The sequence below is a fragment of the Hyphomonas sp. genome (assembly GCF_040882205.1).
Classification (GTDB): domain Bacteria; phylum Pseudomonadota; class Alphaproteobacteria; order Caulobacterales; family Hyphomonadaceae; genus Hyphomonas.
Map to the genome: position 1 here is coordinate 1 of NZ_JBBEBT010000295.1, position 2,181 is coordinate 2,181.

Sequence of the window (2,181 nt, forward strand, 5' to 3'; positions counted from 1 at the left end):
TCGATCATCGAATCGAGAACTGTGTCGTCCACCTCTTCCATAAGCCTCGGAACGTTGGTTCCGAGATTGTTGACGAGAATGTCGAGCGGGGGAAGGGCGTCTAGTTTTTCAAGGAACCTGTCTGAAGTGGCATCCGCGCCGAGGAGTATTGTGCGCTTCGACATCTCCTGCGCGAGGGCGTTCAGCGCCTCGGATGGCCGCGCCGCAGCTATGACCGAACCGCCCGAGGCATCGAGCAGGCGGGCAATTGCCCTGCCGATACCTCGGCTTGCGCCGGTCACGAGGCAAGTCCTGCCCTCGAGTTCGGTTCCTGTCGTCACAGTCAGGCTGCTGCCCTATTGTCTGTGCGCACACAGACGAGTTCAGCACGGGCTTGTCCGACATTGCGCAACGCACGCGGCGAATTGGCGGGGAAGGTTATCGTATCGCCAGGGCCGACCTTCGCACTCTCGCCGGCTATGCTTACTTCCACGGTTCCAGACTGGACAAACCAGACATCGGCGCCGGTAAACTCATGAGATGGAACAACACCAGATGGCTCGATAACAAGCTTGGAAACTTTGAACCCATGGTGCCAATTCATGCGTCCGCTGCCGATAAGGACCGTATCCGCGACACCGGGAAGACTTCCCATCGCGCCTTTTGGTCCAGAGGCTCCAGCTCGTGCAACACAGGCTTCGAGTTCGGCCGGTGTAAAGCGGCTGAGGGCCGCAACCTGGTCGCGTGAGGTTGGCGGCATGGGCGCCTTTCCCGGAGGAATGGCGTCGCCGGAGGCAAGGTCGACCAACGAGCCATCGTCCAACAGGACCAGGCCATATTCTTTTGCCATTTCAAATACCTTGGGAGCCCACAGCACCCGGCCTGGATCGTCGCCGCCGAGCACGGCCCAGAGAAACCCGGTATCAGTTCCGATGTTCGTAAAGCCGCGGAATACGCCGGTCGGGATGGAGATCAGGTCTCCAGGGTTGAGTTCAACACTTGCGTCTTCGCCATGCTCACCGAGATCAAAACGCCATTGTCCGGAATGGACGAAGAAGACCTCTGCCGTCTCATGGCTGTGCTGGGAGTTCGTGCATCCCGGCGGCTGGCGTGCGCCGCCAATGTTGAACCCGTGCGGCTCACTGATGTGGACATGCTGGGCCGGGTTCTCGGATACGCCTGGGCCTATGATGGTGAAGTTTTCCTTCTTGTCCGAGCCCGGCGTGCGCGTGTCGATAAATGCGTTGAAGCAGGGCCGGAGATCGCCGTAGCGCACGATCCGGGCCGACGCGATCTGCGGGCGTGTCGTCTCATTGGTTACCATGCTGTTTCTCTCCCTTGCCCTTTCGGGACGGTTATCAGTTGAAGACGGCTGCGCGGACATTCGTAGGCTGGGCCGCCGGGTTTGACAGCAGGCGAAGCAACGCGGCGTTGACGTGCTCTGGCTGTTCCAGCGTCGAAATGTGGCCACAGGGGCTTAGGATGCAGAGTTCGGCCGCTTTTATAGCCGCCGCCATTTCTTCCTGCCGCGAAAGCGGACACATTGCGTCCTCGTCGCCTGCAACAACCAGCACAGGACAGGAAATCGACGGCAGCAACTCGAGTTGAGACTGCCGCGTCATCAACGCCACTGACTGGCGGACAAATGCCTCAGGACCGAGGCGCTGACCCATCGCTGCGATAAGCTCGGTCAAGTGTTCCGAGTTATGGCCCACTGCAAGATATCGCGGCGCAAGTTCCTTGCGCAGCACATTCGAAAGACCGCCTTCGACGACCTGGCGCAGCTGTGACTTGCGGGAAGGGCCGGCCGCATCCGCCCGGGCGGTGCCATTCAGGAGCGCCATATGCGTGACTCGTTCAGGGAACTGCCGCCAGACTTCAAGAGCTACGATTGCTCCCATGGAAAGCCCAACGAGCGCGACGCGCGCCGGCGCGTTTTTCATCAATTCGTGCGCTATCCGGTCGATCGAAGCGCCAGCGCCATAATTACCTACATGGCAGGCATGCCCGGCTGCCGTGAGCGATTTGATCTGAGGGGCAAACAGGCGCTCGTCACACATAAACCCTGGCAGGAAGAGGACATCTTGGATGGCCATCGAAAGGGGTCTCTTGGGCTACCGATCTAAGACCATAACATCCTGCATTCGAATGCAAAAATCAATCAACTTGTGGGGCTTCCATCGCTAACGTGCGCCGCGGCTG

General features: G+C 59.7%; 3 protein-coding genes. All 3 read right to left on the reverse strand.

Annotated features, from left to right (window positions below; all coding sequences use genetic code 11):
• The coding region (locus tag WEA77_RS12685) for an SDR family oxidoreductase (RefSeq protein WP_368068249.1) at positions 1–281 on the reverse strand (281 nt) is incomplete at its 3' end.
• 41 nt (positions 282–322) lie between these two features.
• The gene (locus WEA77_RS12690) at positions 323–1,363 is read right to left on the reverse strand and encodes a cupin domain-containing protein (protein ID WP_368068250.1); all 1,041 of its coding nucleotides are present in this window, start codon (positions 1,361–1,363) and stop codon (positions 323–325) included.
• Positions 1,338–2,075, reverse strand: a complete 738-nt coding sequence (locus tag WEA77_RS12695) for an alpha/beta fold hydrolase (protein ID WP_368068251.1) — start codon at positions 2,073–2,075, stop codon at positions 1,338–1,340. The genes WEA77_RS12690 and WEA77_RS12695 overlap by 26 nt, the downstream gene beginning before the upstream one ends.
• Positions 2,076–2,181 lie beyond the last annotated feature (106 nt).